At 63.9% G+C, this 15359-nt stretch carries 14 protein-coding genes and 1 pseudogene; 8 read left to right on the top strand and 7 right to left on the bottom strand.

The genetic code is table 11. The features are described from left to right. Positions 1-10: 10 nt before the first annotated feature. Entirely contained in the window at positions 11-904 is an 894-nt protein-coding gene (locus tag K3U93_RS21440; RefSeq protein WP_083009888.1) for a metal-dependent hydrolase, read from the bottom strand. Positions 905-1157: 253 nt separating this feature from the next. Between K3U93_RS21440 and K3U93_RS21435 the strand changes: the two genes are divergently transcribed. From K3U93_RS21435 to K3U93_RS21420, 4 genes are all read left to right on the top strand, one after another. Next, a complete protein-coding gene (locus K3U93_RS21435) occupies positions 1158-2189 on the top strand; it encodes an alcohol dehydrogenase catalytic domain-containing protein (protein ID WP_083009945.1) in 1032 nt (343 codons plus the stop codon). Between the two features lie 118 nt (positions 2190-2307). Beyond that, positions 2308-2916: a TetR/AcrR family transcriptional regulator gene (locus K3U93_RS21430; protein WP_083009887.1), complete on the top strand. Its 609-nt coding sequence runs from the start codon at positions 2308-2310 to the stop codon at positions 2914-2916. Between the two features lie 175 nt (positions 2917-3091). After that, a complete protein-coding gene (locus K3U93_RS21425) occupies positions 3092-4747 on the top strand; it encodes an acyl-CoA synthetase (protein WP_083009886.1) in 1656 nt (551 codons plus the stop codon). Next, entirely contained in the window at positions 4744-5574 is an 831-nt protein-coding gene (locus K3U93_RS21420) for an enoyl-CoA hydratase-related protein (protein WP_071511105.1), read from the top strand. Before K3U93_RS21425 ends, K3U93_RS21420 begins: the two co-directional genes overlap by 4 nt. Here the strand turns inward: K3U93_RS21420 and K3U93_RS25070 are convergent. Both K3U93_RS25070 and K3U93_RS21415 read right to left on the bottom strand, forming a co-directional pair. Continuing rightward, positions 5573-5725 (bottom strand): annotated as a pseudogene (locus tag K3U93_RS25070) (aspartate aminotransferase family protein); the annotation flags it as partial. The gene K3U93_RS21420 and the pseudogene K3U93_RS25070 overlap by 2 nt on opposite strands. A 56-nt stretch (positions 5726-5781) precedes the next feature. Continuing rightward, positions 5782-6513 (bottom strand): CTP synthase C-terminal region-related (seleno)protein, encoded by a 732-nt coding sequence (locus K3U93_RS21415; RefSeq protein WP_071511106.1) that lies wholly within the window; start codon positions 6511-6513, stop codon positions 5782-5784. Between the two features lie 384 nt (positions 6514-6897). Here K3U93_RS21415 and K3U93_RS21410 point away from each other — a divergent pair, with 384 nt between their 5' ends. The 4 genes from K3U93_RS21410 to K3U93_RS21395 all read left to right on the top strand — a co-directional run bounded on the left by K3U93_RS21410 (position 6898) and on the right by K3U93_RS21395 (position 11506). Continuing rightward, a complete protein-coding gene (locus K3U93_RS21410) occupies positions 6898-8187 on the top strand; it encodes an FAD-dependent oxidoreductase (protein WP_230981525.1) in 1290 nt (429 codons plus the stop codon). Then, positions 8180-9277 (top strand): biotin synthase BioB, encoded by a 1098-nt coding sequence (gene bioB, locus K3U93_RS21405; protein WP_083009885.1) that lies wholly within the window; start codon positions 8180-8182, stop codon positions 9275-9277. The genes K3U93_RS21410 and bioB overlap by 8 nt, the downstream gene beginning before the upstream one ends. A 34-nt stretch (positions 9278-9311) precedes the next feature. After that, positions 9312-10097, top strand: a complete 786-nt coding sequence (locus K3U93_RS21400) for a maleylpyruvate isomerase N-terminal domain-containing protein (RefSeq protein ID WP_083009884.1) — start codon at positions 9312-9314, stop codon at positions 10095-10097. A 92-nt stretch (positions 10098-10189) separates the two neighbouring features. After that, positions 10190-11506, top strand: coding sequence for a cytochrome P450 (locus K3U93_RS21395; protein ID WP_083009883.1), 1317 nt, complete (start codon positions 10190-10192; stop codon positions 11504-11506). Positions 11507-11590: 84 nt separating this feature from the next. On the opposite strand, the gene K3U93_RS21390 is transcribed toward K3U93_RS21395, so the two are convergent. From K3U93_RS21390 to K3U93_RS21375, 4 genes are all read right to left on the bottom strand, one after another. After that, entirely contained in the window at positions 11591-12136 is a 546-nt protein-coding gene (locus tag K3U93_RS21390) for a DinB family protein (protein ID WP_083009882.1), read from the bottom strand. A 301-nt stretch (positions 12137-12437) separates the two neighbouring features. Next, positions 12438-13529 carry a PDR/VanB family oxidoreductase gene (locus K3U93_RS21385; RefSeq protein WP_083009944.1) on the bottom strand — a complete coding sequence of 364 codons (1092 nt, stop codon included), beginning with the start codon at positions 13527-13529 and terminating at the stop codon, positions 12438-12440. Then, positions 13526-14425 carry an alpha/beta fold hydrolase gene (locus tag K3U93_RS21380; RefSeq protein ID WP_083009881.1) on the bottom strand — a complete coding sequence of 300 codons (900 nt, stop codon included), beginning with the start codon at positions 14423-14425 and terminating at the stop codon, positions 13526-13528. Before K3U93_RS21380 ends, K3U93_RS21385 begins: the two co-directional genes overlap by 4 nt. Before the next feature lie 18 nt (positions 14426-14443). After that, a complete protein-coding gene (locus K3U93_RS21375) occupies positions 14444-15352 on the bottom strand; it encodes a metal-dependent hydrolase (RefSeq protein ID WP_083009880.1) in 909 nt (302 codons plus the stop codon). Between the last annotated feature and the right edge of the window lie 7 nt (positions 15353-15359).

Genomic DNA, 15359 nt, shown 5'->3' with positions numbered 1-15359 from the left:
CGATGGACGGTCAGCGCGACGCGGCCGCAGCGCTGTACCAATGTGCGATGTCGGCGCCGTCGTTGTATCGGCGGAACCATCGGTCGGCGAACCGTGGAAGCGGTTGGTCGGTGGGGTTGTGCCACGGTGTTTGCGATTCGAGGATGCGCAGCATGGCAACGCTCTTTTGCCGATTGGACAGGTGGGCGAGTGCTGGCGGCGCTGGGCGTGGTCGGCGCAGCGCACTCGGTGTTAGGGCGGGGAGGGCCCGGTGAGCGTCGATGATGCGATCGGCTTCGGGCACATGTTTGTTGAAGCCGTCAACGACGATCACCAAGGCCTGGTTCATGTGCTTGAGGATTGCCGGCAAGGCCCGAACCCGATGTACTCGATTGTGGATGAGTGCGTCGTACACGATGAGCGCGGAGCTGCGATGCTCGACTTCTTCGACGAAGTGCCACAGGAACAGCGAGGCCACGCGCTCGTCGCCCGGTGCGAACAGGGTGGCTTCGTTGTCCAGCAGGAGTTTGAAATACGGCGTGAACGTCGCTTCCAGATTGGCCGCGTAGGCGAGTCGGAAGTCCAGCGGCGCGGTGTCGGTGAGTCGGTCGAAGCACCGCACCGCGTCGGCCAGTGTCTGCTCAAGTCCCGGATAGCGTCGGGCCAGTGCGCGGATGTGCTGTCGGTGCGCGTTGGCGTGCTGGGCTTCTTGGCGCAAGAAGGCCTCCGCCTCTGATTTCGCCTCGGTATCGGTGATGAGAGGAATGGCTTCCCAAGTCGCTGCCACGATGAGTTTCTCGAACGCGATCGCGATGATCGAGACCGCGTTGGTGAGCACCGAGAACGTGGGATTTTGTGGATTCCAGATGAAGGGGATGTCGCCGTCGAGATCGAAGCGCACCCTGCGAAGTTCCAGTGAGGTCATCTCGCACCTCCTCCAGCAGCCGAATATGTGACGTGCTTGCGCAGCGGATCAGCGGCGCATCGCATGGGCAAGCATCAACAGCGGACCTCCAACTTTTCGCCTGGATGGCCAGCCTAACGATCGACTGGACATATAGTCAATACTGTCCAGTCACTCGGAGTCGGAAGCTCGCCCGTGGTCAGTGCATGCGACTGGACGTTTTGCTACTTTTGTCCAATCGCTGGTTGAGAGTGTGGACGAGAAGGAGCTTTGTGTGCGTGCGGTGATCATGGACAGCAAGGGCTCGGTGCACATCGCGAACCGGCCCAACCCGACATTGCCTGGGCCGCAAGGGGCCATCGTCGCCGTGGAGGCTACCGGGATCTGCGGATCGGATCTGCACTTTTACGACGGCGATCTGCCGTCGATCGACGGGTTGAGTATCGGGCACGAAGCCGTCGGCGTCGTCGTCGAGGTCGGTGGCGCGGTCAATCGCATCGCCGTAGGCGATCGGGTGGTGGTCTCTTGCATCACCGGCTGCGGGTACTGCCACGGGTGTGCTCTCGGGGATCCCGCGATCTGCGACAAGGGTGCGTCGCTGTTCGGGTTCGGCGGCGAGCTGGCCGGTGCGCAGGCTGAGCTCCTTGCCGTACCGGTGGCCGACGCCACGTTGCTCCCCATCCCCGAAAAGGTCGATGACGAGCAGGCGGTGTTGTTGGCCGACAACCTGGCCACCGCGTGGACAGCGGCGCGACGCGGCGAAGTCAACGCCGGAATGTCAGTGTTGGTACTGGGTTTGGGTGCAGTCGGCCAATGCGCCGTGCGGTGCGCGTTACAGCTGGGTGCGGCCACGGTCTTCGCCTACGACCCGGTCGCGGGCAGACGAGCGCGGGCGCAGGCGTGCGGGGCGACGGCGATCAGCGGGCCCGAGGTTGCCGCCGAGGTGTCGCAGGCCACCCGCGGCCGCGGTGTCGATGTGGTGATCGACGCGGTGGCCACCGACGCATCCCTGGACTGCGCTGTGAGTGCGGTGCGGGCCGGCGGCACCATCTCGGTGGTTGGCATTCACGGCGTGGCGCCCTACCCGTTGCCGATCCTGCAGGCGGTGTACAAGTCGATCACCTTGCGGATGTCGATGGCCGCGGTGCAAAGCGCATGGCGCGAATTGCTGCCGTTGATCGTCGCCGGACGATTGGACGCCTCGGGCATCGTCACCCACCGGTATCCCCTCGAGGAGGCATCCCAGGCCTACGAGCTGGTGGCCGCGCGCGGCCCCGAGTGCACCAAAGCGCTGCTCATCCCGTAAGTCAGGTTTGACACCACGAACCGAGCCCCGACAAAATCAGCCAATGAATGCGCAATCACCCGCGCGGACCCGCCGGTCAGCGGTGCTGACGGTGATAGGTCTGCGGTAGGACCGCGCGGTGCGGACGCACGGGTGGGGCGGCGCAACGCCGGCCAGCGACCAAGAAGCCATCGACCGGATCCTCGATGCCGCCGACGACGCCATCGAGGCCCGCGGGGCCGATATGCGCATCGCCGACGTCGCACGGGCGTTGGGGGTGTCGCGCCAAACCGTCTATACCTACTTCCCGGGTTCAGGTGCGTTGCTCGAAGCGGCGGCCACCCGTTCGGGCCTCCGGTTCCTCGAACCCTTGGCCGACCATCTAGCCGGCATCACCGACCCCATCGAGGCCCTGGTGGAAAGCCTCGCCTACACCCTGGAATGGCTACCCGGGGATCGCGCGATCCAGGTGATGCTCGCCCACGACTTCACCAAAGCCTCCATTGGCATCACCTCCGATGCCTGTGTGCGGTTCGGCCACGCAATCCTGGCGGGTCTAGACGTCGACTGGACAGATCTGGGACTCGGGCATGCCGAGCTCGACGATCTAGTCGAGTACATGCTGCGCATCCTGCAGTCCTTCATGATCGACCCCGGCCGGCCGGCCCGCAGGGGCGCGGTGCTGCGCGACTACCTGCGCAGGTGGGTGGCGCCGGTACTGTACGCCGAGATCACCGCACACCGCTAATGGACAACCACAATCAGCCGCTGACCGCTTCCTCGGACCAGGTGAAACTCGGTCACGCCTGCGGCGCGACTCCCTATGTCGGCGTGCCGGTTTCGGCGATAGGACCCTCTGAGTTCATAGCGCCGCCGGACTTGGCGACCTATGATTCGATATAAACGATCGGTAGGTTTCGTGAGTGACATTGCACATCGCTGATCTAGTCGAACACGCTGTTGACGTTGTACCGGATAACACGGCGCTGATCGTGAACGAGCAGTCGCTTACCTACCGGGAGCTCGACGAAGCCGCTAATCGTATCGCTCACTTTTTTAGCAGCAAAGAGATCAGGCATGGAGCGCACGTAGGCCTATTTTCGAGAAACACGATCGAACATGTTGTTGTCATGTTGGCTGCCTTGAAGATTCGTGCGACGCCAATAAATTTGAACTATCGCTACACGGCAGCCGAACTCGCCTACGTAGCGGCAAGTGGCGATCTCGACGCAATATTCTTTGAACGTGGTTTCGAGGCTACGGTCGCGACCGCGACCTCAGATATTCCGCGGGTGCGGCACTTCTTAGTCGCTGAGGATGGCACCCCAGCGTCGGGACAACTCGAAGCCACGGAGTACACCCAGGCGTTGGCGGCGGGTTCTCCGCACCGAGACTTCGGGCAGCGTTCGGCAGACGACCTCTACATCCTATTCACCGGTGGGACAACCGGTTATCCCAAAGGGGTCATGTGGCGTCATGAGGACATCTGGCGCGTCCTAGGCGGCGGTATTGACTTCATATCGGGTGAGCGACTCGGCGAGTTCGACCAGGCCGAACGTGCGCGAGTCGGGCCGCCGATGATGACACTACCGTTGAGCCCGCTCAGTCACGGGGCGGCGGTCTGGGCGACCTTGATGCATCTGTTCGCCGGTCATACCACGATCCTGCTGAACAAGTTTGACCCCATTGCCGCCTGGAGCACGATCGACCGTTACAAGGTACAGATCGTGTTCATGACAGGAGATGCGATGGGGCGTCCCCTCATTGAGGCCTACGAAGCCGGCGGTTTTGACGGATCGTCGTTGGTGGCAGTGGCGAGCAGTGCTGCTGTGTTCAGCGAGACGATTAAACGCAAATGGATGACGACTTTTCCGAACGTGATGTTTACGGACTCGGTGGGTGCGACGGAGGTCGGTTCGTCGGGCGTCGGGCTGTTAACCGAAGAATCCATCAACGCCGAGGGCCCGGTGGTCGCACTGGCACCCGGCACCATCGTGGTCGACGACGACAACAACATCATCGACCCCGATGCACATGTCGGGCGAATTGTGCGTACGGGTCGTGCCGGCCATGTGCCACTTGGTTACTACGGCGATCAGGAGAAGTCGAAGGCGACGTTCTTCGAAGCCGATGGGGTGCGCTATGCGATCACGGGGGACTACGCGCGTCTAGAAGAGGGCCGTCGGTTGACCCTCCTCGGCCGTGGTTCGGGCTGCATCAACACTGGTGGCGAGAAAGTATTTCCCGAGCAGGTCGAGATGACGCTCAAGGCACATCCAGATGTTTACGACGCGCTGGTAGTGGGCGTCCCCGATGAACGGTGGGGCAATCGCGTGAGCGCGGTGATCCAACCGCGTCCCGATACCCGCCCGACGGTCGCATCGATCCAAGAACATGTCCGCAAGCATCTCGCCGGTTTCAAGGTCCCGCGGTCCATCGCGCTGGTCGACGAGATTCCGCGCCACGTCACCGGGAAGGCGAATTATCCGCTGGCTAAACAGATCATGCTTGAGTCACTTGCCAGTGGTGAGTCATCAAATCTCGACGATGCACCAGAAAGTCACAGGAGTGGCCAATGAGCGATCAACATCTCACCTTCGAACGTGACGACAAGATCGTCATCCTGACCATGAACAATCCGCGCCGCAAGAATGCTCTGACCCCCGAAATGATCACTCTCATGGCGCAGGCGTGGGACGAAATCGATTCCGACGACGGCATCCGTGTTGCCATTCTCACCGGCCACGGTGATTCCTACTGTGTGGGCGGCGATCTTGCCGACGGGTGGATGGTGAAGGGCGTCAAGGGCAATCGCTCCTCATCGGATTCGGATGGGACCGCGCAGCAGACGCCGCCGCTGAAGTCACGCGGATCGATCATCACCGACGGCCTGCTCTTAAGTCGCAGCCTGACCAAGCCGCTCATTGCCGCCGTCAACGGCCCATGTCTGGGCGGTGGGTGTGAAATGTTGCAGCAGACAGATATTCGCATCGCAGAAGAGCACGCGGTCTTCGGATTGCCCGAGGCCAAGTTCGGCCTGATCGCCGGCGCCGGCTCCACGGTACGGCTCAAGCGCCAGATCCCCTACACGAAGGCCATGGAGATGATCTTGACCGGCGAGCCGTTGACGGCGACCGAGGCATATCACTTCGGGCTGGTCGGACACGTAGTGCCAAAAGGGCATTCGTTGGCCAAGGCCCATGAAATCGCTGCCCGGGTAGCGGCTAATGGCCCATTAGCGGTCCGAAACGCGAAGGCTTCGATTCTGGCCAGCGGCTGGCTTGACGACTCCGACGCTCGAAAGGTCGAACAACGCTTCGTCATCGAAGTGATGACTTCGCAGGATGCGAAAGAGGGTTTAGCCGCGTTTGCCGCCAAACGCGATCCCCGCTTCACCGGAAAGTAGCCCGGTTGGCGTCATCTCCACCCGCAAGGCGCACGAGCACTTGGTTGAGCACGACGTCATTGAGGACCTCGGTACCGGGAATGGACACCAACCGCTCGGCCATGCGTCGGGCTTGGGCGCAGTTGCGTTCGATCAGTTCGGAGATACCGGCGTGAATGGCGCCTCGGGGGCGCCTTTTTCGATGGTCACGGCCCTGGTTGAACCTCGTTAATCTGATTCATCGCCGTGTTCGACGAGCCCGCGGTTGGTTGCCTCGGACAACAGTCGCGTCACGAGCGGATGGGGTTCCTCGATAGTCGAACGACTTTGTGGCACAAACAATGTGGCGATGTAGAACGGATGCCCCGGGAGCTCGAAGACACGGGGTTCGTCATCGTCGTCGATCCCGCTGACGTGTAGACTGCCTTCTTCAAGCGTCTGCCGGTAGATCGGGTTCAGTCCGAAGTTGCAGTAGTACTGCTCGGTGACCCGGTCTGTTCCATAGCACTGCGCGACCAGAGATCCCGGTTGGAGGTTGACCGGCATGGCTCGCCCGGCCAACGAGCACGTCAGCGACGAGATGAATAGCAAAGAGCCGTACGGGTCGTACTCGGCGTGTTGCGCGTCTTGGAAGCCAAGGACGTTGCGGGCGTATTCGAGAATGATGTGCTGACATCCACCGCACGTTCCCAGTGTCGGCACGGCATTTTCGCGGCCGAAGCGCAAAGCGGCAAGCGCTCCGGCCAAGCTGCGATATGGGCTGCCAGGCGCGCACCACAACACGTCTGCTGTCGTGACCGGGCCGAGGTCGGCCTCCAATGGTTCGGTAGCCAGCCAAGCCACCGATGCTTCCAACCCCAGCGCCCTCGCTGAATGGCCTATCGCTGCGTTGGTGGCGACGTGCGGCGCGTATGAGGCATCGAAGTCGCCGATGACCGCAACGTTCAGCCGATCTGTCATCCGATAGCTCGTTTCCGTGTTGAGACCCGTAAGGGTCGCAGCCCAGTGTGTCTCACCCGCGGACCGATCGACACGTCTTAATGTTACCTTACGGTACTCTTACTTTTCTTATTTTTGGTGTACGGTCGCTCGTCATGGGCTTGACGAAGCCTTGCGTGGCAGTGATCACCCGGCTCGTTGTGTGGTCGCCATGCCGCACTGGTGCCCGTCAGTGAGCACCAGTAATGGAAGGGGTCGTGTGTGGGCGAGATCGGTGGGCACGCTGTTGTGTTGGGTGCGGGTATGGCGGGTTTGCTTGCTGCGCAGGCTCTTTCAGAGTTCTACGACTCGGTGACCGTGGTGGAGCGCGACAGGTTGGCTGATCATCCAAGCGAGCGTAAGGGTGTGCCGCAGGACCGACATCTCCATAACTTTCTAGGCCGCGGCACGCAGGTATTGGCGGAATTCTTTCCCGGACTGCTTGACGAGCTGGCCGAAGCCGGAGCGGTCGTCGTCAACGATGGAGACTTGTCGCGGATCTATGCGCGCATGGGCCGCTGCGAGTTGAAACGCTCGGGCAGGTTGGCCGATCCGTCGGCGTTGACGCTGTGTCTGGCCAGCCGGCCATTTGTCGAGTTCCACGTGCGCCGGCGCGTCATGGCCCTGCCCAACGTGACGGTGGTCGACGGCCACGACGTCATCGAACCGGTTGCTGTCGGCGATGCCGTCACCGGGGTGCGAATCATCAACCGCGGCAACGGGATAGTAACAGCGCTGGATGCCGACCTGGTGATCGATGCAATGGGTCGTGCCGCGCGTACTCCAACGTTTCTGGAAGGCCTGGGCTATGGGCGGCCGGCCGAGAAACGGTCCACCACCGCGCTGGGCTATTCCAGTCAACGGCTCCGTATCCCCACAAGTTGCATTAACGAGCAGCTGGTCGCGGTCAATCAGGGGCTCGGCCGGCCTGGGGCTTTGCTGATGGCATGCGAGCACGACACCTGGATGCTGGCCGTCGGCCGGTCCACCGACGACGGCGGTGCGCCGGCCGATTTCGCGACGATGCTCGCCGTGGCCGCCGAAGCTCTACCCCGGTCCATCGCGGACGGGTTGCGCCGCGCCGAACCCGTTGGGGAGATCGCGATGTTCCGTAACCCGGCCGCGGTGTGGCGACGCTATGACCGGATGCCGAAATTCCCGCGTGGCTTGTTGATGGTTGGCGATGGGCTGTGCAGCCTGAACCCCGTCTACGGGCAAGGCATGACGATGGCGGCGCTGCAAGCTCTCGCGCTACGCGACTGCCTGCGTGGCGGCGATCGCGACTTGGCCCAGCGCTTCTTTCGCGCCACCGCGGAAGATATCGGCCCGACGTGGGCTCGCAACCAAGCTAACGACCGGGTCCCGTTGCCTGTGCGCAAGCGATCGATGCGCCACAAGGTGCTCAGTCAGGTAGTCAAGGCCACGTTGATCGCCGCCGCCTACGACATCACCGTGACCGAACGCCTGCTGCGGGTCGCTCACCTCATCGATCCGCCCACCCGACTGAACGACCCCGCACTGCTGCCCCACATCGTCGCCGCCAACCTTCGGCATCTGTTGATGCGGACCCGAAACCGGCTTGCCAGGGCGTCGGCCGATTTCGATGGGCGGGCCGCCGCGTTGATCGACAACCGAAAAGGAGAAGCCCATGCATGACCCAGCGGCCGTGACGAATACGGAGTTTGAGCGGCGATTGTCGGCGATCACCGCCGCAGCGTTGCGGCGACGGCATGTCGATCGCGATGACTTGTTGGCCGTGTTGGCCAGTAGTGACGATGACCTGCTCGACGTGATCGCCGCGGCCGGGCGGGTGCGTCGCAGGTTTTTCGGTCGGCGGGTCAAGCTCAACTACCTGGTGAACATGAAATCTGGTATGTGTCCAGAGGATTGCGGTTATTGTTCGCAGCGGCGCGGGTCGACCGCTGAGATCCTGAAATACTCCTGGGTCGATGCCGATGAAGCCGCCCGCCACGCCCAATGCGCGATCGATGCCGGCGCCAAACGCGTCTGCCTGGTCGCCGCTGGCCGCGGGCCGGGCGACCGTGATATCGAGCGGGTCGCCGAGACGGTCGCCGCTATCAAGGATTCCGCCCCAATGGTGGAGGTGTGTGTCTGCCTGGGGCTGCTCAAACACGGGCAAGCCGATCGGCTGCGGCGGGCCGGCGCCGACGCCTACAACCACAACCTCAACACCAGCGCCGAGAACTACGCCCGGATCTGCTCGACCCACACCTTCGACGACCGAACCGCCACGGTGGCCGCCGCCAAAACCGCTGGGCTGTCGCCGTGTTCGGGTGTCATCGTCGGAATGGGCGAATCCGATGAGGACATCGTCGATGTCGCGTTGGCTTTGCGTGAACTCCAACCGGACTCGGTGCCGGTGAACTTCCTGATCCCATTTCAAGGCACGCCGCTGGGCGGGCATTGGGACCTAACGCCCCAGCGTTGCCTGCGCATCCTGGCGATGTTTCGGTTCGCCTTTCCCGACGTGGAGGTCCGGGTCGCCGGGGGACGCGAAATACACTTGCGTAGCCTGCAACCGCTCGCCCTGCACCTGGCGAATTCGATGTTCCTTGGCGACTACCTCACCAGCCAAGGCCAGCCCGGCCACGCCGATCGGGCGATGATCGCCGACGCCGGCTTCGTGATCGAAGGCTTCGACCAGCCGACCCAGGCCGCGCACCACCGCGACCTCGTCATCACCCGCCACCGCGGCGCAGGCACCACCACACCCGCCAACACCTGAAACGTCGACATTTCCCCAACGAGAGGTCAACGCGATGCCCAACACTGAATTCCACGAGGGACCATCTCGCTCCCGCACAAGCCGACCGCCCCGACTGTTGCCGATCCCGGACGCCGCGGCGGCCTACCGCCTCGTCTACGGACGTGTCGACGCGCTGATCCGCGGCCGCGCCGAAGTCGCCGAACTGGCAGTGCCGGCCTGTCCCGCCTGGACCATCCGCCAGACGGTTGCTCACCTGGCCGGGGTCGCACAGGACATCATTTCACTCAACATGGAGGGAAAGGGCGCCGACTCCTGGACCGAAATGCAGGTCGATCGCCTCGGCGGGCACAGCGTCGACGAGTTACTCGACCTATGGGGGCAGATGATCGACCCGGTGACAGCCAGGCTCGCTCTGGCCCCCCAACGATCCGCATGTCAGCTTGTCTTCGATGCCCTCACCCATGAGCACGACATTCGCGGTGCACTGGGTGAACCGGACTCCCGCGCAGGCGATCTCACGTTCGAGGTCGCCCTGGGGTTCTTGACAACGATGGGCGATCAATTGATCCGACAAGCGGGGCTGCCGGCGCTGCGGTTAATCACCCCCACAATCGGATCCGTACAGCTCGGCGATCCGCACACCACGCGAGATCAACTCGCCCTTAACATCTCGGATTTCGAGGCACTACGCACCTTCGGCGGACGACGCAGTATCCGGCAGCTGTTGGCGCTGCCCTGGCATGGAGACCCGACAAACCTACTGCCCGCCTTCACGCACCTGCTGCCCGCCTTCAGTAACGACGGGATACGACCGCCAACCGATGACCTCATCGAATGATCGAAACGTAGCTTGCTCGCACCGCGTTTGTAGGCGTAGGTGAGCGGTGCCAGTAGGCTCGTGTGCAGCCAATTGCCAGGGAGTGTGAGCTCATGGACGTGTCTGTTCGGGAGTGGACGCATTGGGCGGCGGGGTATGGCCTTCCAGGCACGACGCTGAAACTACTAGCACGGCGCGGTGATCCGCTGGCCCAGCTCCTGACGATCGACAACAACCGGGCCAATAACATTTATCCGCTGGTCGAGCAAGTCCGCGGGCGCGGACGCATGTCCCCGGTAGAAAAGGTCGGCTGGGTCAGCGCTGACGCGCAAATTGTCCGTGGGGTGCTGCGCGACGGCCGGTTCCGGACCATCAAACAACGGGAACGGTCACCTTTTCGCATCGTCCAGTGGATCCTGGCCAAAACCGCCCCCGATGTGCCGAATCCCCTCGAACCGCCCTCCATGGTGGTCACCGATCCGCCTGAGCACACGCGGTTACGTCGCCTGGTTTCGCGGGCGTTCACGCCACGGGCGCTCGATGGACTTCGCGCCCGCATTCATGAAATCGCCGACGGGTTGCTTCGCGGTCTGGAGGGCAGGGCCGAGTGCGATTTGATCACCGAGTACGCCTCCCGGGTCCCCATCGCGGTCATCGCTGAAATGCTGGCAATCCCACGCGATGAGACACGCCGTCTTCTTGAAATCGGCGAGTCGACAACGAGATTGATTGGCACCACGGTCGTGTCCTGGCGCGACTTTCGGGCGGCGACGAAAGCTCTGCGCGAGTTCGATCGGTACCTCGCCGAGCATATCGAGCGGCTACGTCACGACGACGCCAACAACAGCATCCTGTCCGACGTTGTCCACAACGGCGATCTCACCGAAATCGAGATCAGGATGCTGGCGGGGCTGCTCCTGGGCGCGGGGTTCGTCACCACGACTCATGTTTTGGGTAAGGCCGTCGTGGCGCTCGTCGGTCACCCCGACCAACTGGCCGCGCTGCGCGCGAACCCCGAGGGATGGCCCAACGCGATCGAGGAGATCCTGCGCTATGACACCACCGGTCAATTGGCGGGGCGGGTCGCCACCGAAGACGTTGACATCCACGGATACTCGATACGGGCGGGCGAAACGGTATTTCTTCTGCTGGGCGGGGCCAACCGCGACCCGGCGATCTTCGAACACCCCGATATCTTCGACATAACCCGCACCAACGCCCGCGAGCACATCAGCTTCGGTACCGGTGTGCACGCCTGCCTCGGCGCGGCGCTGGCTCGCATGGAGCTACATATCGGCCTGCAGTCGTTGTTCGAGCGCTTCCCCCAGCTAACCCTGGCCGGTGAACCGACCTTCAACGACAGCATCGGGCTGCACGGACTCATACATCTACCGGTATCACTGCGAGCGGCGAATGCAATTGTTCCCTAGCCGCAGGCGCCCATGGGCCCCTCGCTAAGCCGCCCCACGCCGATGACGAGTTCAACTATCACCACCACCGCGCAGGGGCAGAGGTCATTGCCGCGGTTCTTGCAGCCTTTGCTCGGAGGCGTCAGCCGATGATTTCGTGGCCGCCTGAATCTGCTCGGCGAGGATGTCGGCGTGACCGGCATGCCGGGCGACTTCGCCGATCATGCCCAGATAGATGAATCGCAGGCTCACGGCACCGACAAGGTGGTGTTCGACAGTGTCGTCCAGGTTGTGCTGCGCGGCTAGTTCGTTGGACCGTTTGCATGCCGCAACGTATTCGGTGATTACGTCGGCGAGGGTTTCGTCGTCGGCGACGTGGAAGCTGCCGTCGCCGCCTGTGGCGTGCCCGTCGCATGCGTCGACACTCATGCCCGCCAGTGTTCGTTGGAACCAGATGCGTTCGGCCGCAGCGCAGTGCTTGATCAGTGAGATGGGCGTGGTCAGCGAGCGGACCAGTTTCTCGCGCGCTTGGGTATCGGAGAGCTGTTCGACGGCTCGCACAAGCTCCGCCCGGTTCAGTTCGAGGGTGTTCTCCAGCAGCTCTCGTTCGCTGCCTGTGAACGGACGACCCGGGCCGAGTGCGGCAGTCATGGCGAACTCCTTTGTGTAGCTGGTGCTTGAGTCGACGCCCGTTGGCCTGGACGCTCACGGGCGGCGTATCGCATTGAGTCAGCGGAGCATGTCAAACGGTATGAGGGCGAGTCAGAGCCAAACGACGCGCGCTCGAGGAGGGCGGACTTGGCTTGGCGATGCGGCGCCTAACGGGGCCCAGCCACATCCGGTGTGTCTTGCCGCAGAGGGCCTAAGGATATCGCGATAGGTGCTGTGCTCAATAGGCGGGCGAAGCCTTCACCAGACTCCTCGATCCGCCCCTGGCCACGCTGGCCGTCGATCAGGCGTCGACCACCACGCGACCGCCTTTCGCCCGCGAGACACAGACCAGCATGTCGCCATCGCCCTCCGCGGCGCGCCCCCGGCGATCGACCTCCCCGGCCAGCACCCTGACCTTGCAGGTCCCGCAGAACCCCTGCCGGCAGGAATATGCGGTCGTCGGATCGCGGTCGAGCATGACGTCCAGCGCCGATCGGTTCGCCGGCACGCTGAGCACCCGCCGCGATCGCGCGAGTTCCAGCTCGAAGGGCACGCCGTCGACGACGGGCGGCGGAGAAAACCGTTCGTAATGCAGTGGTGCGCGGGCGTATTGGTCGCGCGCTGTGCGCACCGACTCCAGCATGGCGGTCGGGCCGCACACGTACACCGCCGTCGTCGGCCCGGCCCCGGCAAGTAGGTCATCCGCGGTCGGGATTCGGCCGCGTTCGTCGTCGGCCCACACGGTGACCCGGTCCGGCGCCACCGCCACCACCTCGTCCAGCAGCGGCATGTAATCCCGGCTGCGCCCGGCGTAGACGGCACGCCAGTCGATTCCGTGCCGCTGCGCCGCCCGAATCATCGGCAGCATCGGCGTCACCCCGATGCCGCCGATCACGAACAGCACGTCCCGCTCGTCCGTGACGAGATAGAACGCGTTGCGGGGACCCTCGAACTCCAGCCTGTCGCCCACGTCGAAGGTCTCATGCATCTCGATCGAGCCACCGCCGCCGTCGGCGATGCGGCGCACGGCGATCCGGTAGTCGGTGCGCCGCCCGGGCGGGCCGCACAGCGAGTATTGCCGTCGGCGCCCGGAGGGCAGTTGAACGTCGATGTGCGCGCCGGGCGTCCAGGACGGCAGCAAGCCGCCGTCCGGGTCGGCCAGCGTCAAGGCGACCGCGTCGGGCGCGAGGAGTTCGCGTTTGGTGACGACCGCGGTGTTGGTCCGCCGCACCGGCGCTATCCGCGACGGGTTCCACCGTGACGCCGACGCGAAGCCACCGAAGACAATGCCCACGCCCCACAACACGGTGTAAGCACGGTCGCGTCGGCGGCGACTGTACAGGTCGGCGGGCCTGGTGTTCCAAATAGTATGCGACACAGTTCCTCTCGCTATCTCTGTCGAATGCCGGTGATCAGATCGATCCACTCGCCGGTGAGCCGGGCGACGACGTCGGGATGCGAGGCCACCGCCCAGTGCCCGCCCTCGATCGGGACGACCCTGCCGTCGGCCGGTATCGAGCCGGTGAACCGCTGGAGCGCGGGTGTGACGAAATAGTCCTGGCGTGCTACCAGCACCTGCACCGGCACCTTCGTTTGCGGCAGCCGCGCCGGCGGCGCCAGAATCGGCCCCGGCATGTTGGCGCGGTACAGGTTGAGCCCGTTGAGGTAGTCATCGATCGACCGCAGAGTCGCCGCACGCCGGCCGCGGGCACCCGATCGGCCGATAAGTTCAACCGCCTCAAAGGCTTTTACGGCCGCCCGCGACCGGAACGCCACCTCCGGCGCACCCGGGCACAGGAAGAACCAGATATAGGAGGAGGCCAAAACCTGCCTGACGACATCGGCCACGGCTCGGGGTGTACGCGGTGACCGCAGAAACCGGCCCGCGTAGTTCAGGTGCGGCCCGGAGATCGACGTGAACGACGCGATCCTGCCCGTCACCGCGTCGTCGGTGACCGCCGCCCAGCCCTGAATCGAGCCCCAGTCGTGACCCACCACGTGGACCTCGTCGACCCCCAGGCTGTCGATCACCGCGCCGATATCCGAAACCAGCTGGGGGAGAATATATCCCGACCGGTTGGCCGGGCACCCCGATTCGCCGGCCCCGCGCACGTCATAGGCCACAAAGTTGTACCGATCACCAAGATACCCAGCCACCCCGTCCCACACGTCGTGGTTATCCGGGTAGCCGTGGATGGCCAGGACGGTCGGGCGCCGCCCATCGATCTCGGTGTGGGCGTGGACCGCCAAAGGCACGCCGTCCGAGGCGATCACGGTGCTGCGGGCCATGAGTCCTCCCGGAAAGCTCTAGTGCGAGGCGCGGGCGGCGGGCGACCTGGCCAAGTAGTCGACCGCGCGCCCAACCCCACCCAGCTGGGACGGATGGAAACTCGGCTTGCAGTAGGCGCCGATGACCCCGAGGAACTCGAATGGCCCTGGCACCAAACCCCGCCGCGCCGCCCCGAAGTAGTCGCGCCAGCGCGGCTTGGTCCCCGGCGGCAAATACGGGTCGACCGAGTACATGAACCGCACACCGCGCACGAACAACCACAGCAACGCCGGCGTCACCAACAGCTGGGTGCGCACCTGCCGCCAATACCCGGCCCGCAGATGCTTCATGGTGTCGAACGCGACCGCCTTGTGCTCGACTTCCTCCGCGCCGTGCCAGCGCAGCAGGTCCAGCATCACCGGATCGGTGCCGAGGGCATCGTGTTGCGGGGTGTCGAGAATCCACTCGCCAAGGATGGCGGTGTAGTGCTCGAGGGCCGCCACCATCGACACCCGCTCGAGCAACCAGCTCTGCCGTCGTCGCCGGCTCCACAAGGGTCGGTCGCCGATGAGCTTGCCGAACAGCCACGCCATCTGGTCGGTAAACGGCGTCACGTCTATCCCCTTGGCCGCGAAGTGCCCGAGCACACCGGAGTGCGCTTGGGAATGCATGGCCTCCTGGCTGATGAACCCCTGCACGTCGCGCCGCAGCTGGTCATCCTTGATCAGCGGCAACGCCCTCTTGAATGCCTCGACGATGAACTCCTCGCCCGCCGGCAGCAGCAGGTGCAGCACATTGCAGAAGTGCGTGGTGAAGGGCTCGTTGGGCACGTAGTAGAACGGCAGCTTCGCCCAGTCGAACTCGACGTCGCGCGCCTGCAGGACGATCCGCTCGTGATCGGTCGAGGCGTCATGCGGACCCGTTGCCTGGTCGTCGATAGTGAACATCGTGAAA

Source organism: Mycobacterium malmoense (assembly GCF_019645855.1).
GTDB classification, from domain to species: Bacteria; Actinomycetota; Actinomycetes; order Mycobacteriales; family Mycobacteriaceae; genus Mycobacterium; species Mycobacterium malmoense.
Note: the sequence above shows the minus strand (reverse complement) of the source record. Positions and strands in the feature narration are given on the sequence as shown.

Coding starts and splice junctions, on each gene's coding strand:
- K3U93_RS21380 (WP_083009881.1), bottom strand. CDS start 14,425: ATGGCCCGCAGCACCGTGATCGCCTCGGACGGCGTGCCTTTGGCGGTC.
- K3U93_RS21400 (WP_083009884.1), top strand. CDS start 9,312: ATGCCCAACACTGAATTCCACGAGGGACCATCTCGCTCCCGCACAAGC.
- bioB (WP_083009885.1), top strand. CDS start 8,180: ATGCATGACCCAGCGGCCGTGACGAATACGGAGTTTGAGCGGCGATTG.
- K3U93_RS21440 (WP_083009888.1), bottom strand. CDS start 904: ATGACCTCACTGGAACTTCGCAGGGTGCGCTTCGATCTCGACGGCGAC.
- K3U93_RS21415 (WP_071511106.1), bottom strand. CDS start 6,513: ATGACAGATCGGCTGAACGTTGCGGTCATCGGCGACTTCGATGCCTCA.
- K3U93_RS21390 (WP_083009882.1), bottom strand. CDS start 12,136: ATGACTGCCGCACTCGGCCCGGGTCGTCCGTTCACAGGCAGCGAACGA.
- K3U93_RS21395 (WP_083009883.1), top strand. CDS start 10,190: ATGGACGTGTCTGTTCGGGAGTGGACGCATTGGGCGGCGGGGTATGGC.
- K3U93_RS21375 (WP_083009880.1), bottom strand. CDS start 15,352: ATGTTCACTATCGACGACCAGGCAACGGGTCCGCATGACGCCTCGACC.
- K3U93_RS21420 (WP_071511105.1), top strand. CDS start 4,744: ATGAGCGATCAACATCTCACCTTCGAACGTGACGACAAGATCGTCATC.